1 protein-coding gene is annotated in these 1,223 nt (G+C 37.7%); it reads right to left on the reverse strand.

Features of this window, described 5'->3' with window-relative positions:
• Window positions 1-75: 75 nt before the first annotated feature.
• The gene (locus FHL05_RS12385; RefSeq protein ID WP_153387162.1) at window positions 76-1,104 is read right to left on the reverse strand and encodes an IS30 family transposase; all 1,029 of its coding nucleotides are present in this window, start codon (window positions 1,102-1,104) and stop codon (window positions 76-78) included.
• Window positions 1,105-1,223 lie beyond the last annotated feature (119 nt).

A 1,223-nucleotide genomic window follows, 5' to 3' on the forward strand; every position in this document is an offset into this window, starting at 1 on the left:
CGAAAATTACAAGAACAAGTTAGCCACTTGTCCAAAAATAAATACGAAATATATCAGTACCAGAAAAGTACATTTCTAAACTCCACAGAAACTAGTGAATAGTTCCCGTGGAGTTTTGTAGTTTAACAACTTTCTAGGCATATCATTGAGTTTTGATTCAATAGAAGATACTAAACTTGGAGCAATAGAATCGAGTGACAGCCCTTTGGGCAGGTCACGACGAATCATTCTATTGTGTACTTCATTGGTTCCTCTTTCAGATGAAGTATATGGATGTGTAAAATAAACGTCTGAAGTTCCAGACATAACAGAATCAAGATTAGCAAATTCCGGACCGTTGTCAGCAGTTATTGAGTTGATGATCTGACTATAATTGTGTTTGATCTCTTTCATAGCATAATCAACGGAGTCAGCATTTCTACCATCAATAAGTCGCATTATCTCGAATCTCGATTTACGCTCAATGAGTGTTAGGACCACACTTTCGTGTCCATTTCTCTTACCAACAATCGTATCAATTTCAAAGTCACCAAAATCTTCTCGCAAGTCAACACTCTCAGGGCGTTTCTCAATACTTCTACCTAATATGCGCTTATGTTTCTTCGAAACATGTAGCATGGTAGGTCTATTCATTTTATCGGTTAGATCTATATTACGTATCTCTAAACGTTGTTCATCGATGTACTTATAAAGGGTAGTAGTTGATACCATTTCATCTTTAAGGAATAATCCTTCAACACGTGATCTACCTACGGTCGTATCTGGAGACCACCCCTGTTTGAACTGTTCTACAAAATAGCTTAGGAATGGTTTAACTCGATTAAACTTAGAAGGTCGATGACACTGCTTACGCAGCGTGTCATAGCGTAATTGAGCAGTATCAGGGTAATAATCATTGGAGGAATATTGCTTTCCATTAACCTTTTTAACCTGTCTTACGGTCCCTCTGCGGATCTCATTATTAATAGTTTGAGGGCAAACGCCAACGGCGTGAGCAATCTTACGATTTGAGAATCCCAAAAGGTGAAGCGAAGCTATTTCACCACGTTCAATCTCAGTTAAGTGGTGTCCCTTAGGTCGTAATATGGTATCATTTTCTTGCATCAAGACGAAAAACCTCTTTCATTGTTTGTGGAGAACTCCAATGATACCTGATTTTTTCGTCTTGGTGTTTTTATTTTGGAATTTTATTGAAAGTGGCTAACTTGATTATAAAATTCGCC

Source organism: Companilactobacillus halodurans, from assembly GCF_009600995.1.
Taxonomy (GTDB): domain Bacteria; phylum Bacillota; class Bacilli; order Lactobacillales; family Lactobacillaceae; genus Companilactobacillus; species Companilactobacillus halodurans.

Bases quoted from the DNA above. Each gene is read 5' to 3' on its own strand.
- FHL05_RS12385 (WP_153387162.1), bottom strand. From the start codon at position 1,104: ATGCAAGAAAATGATACCATATTACGACCTAAGGGACACCACTTAACT.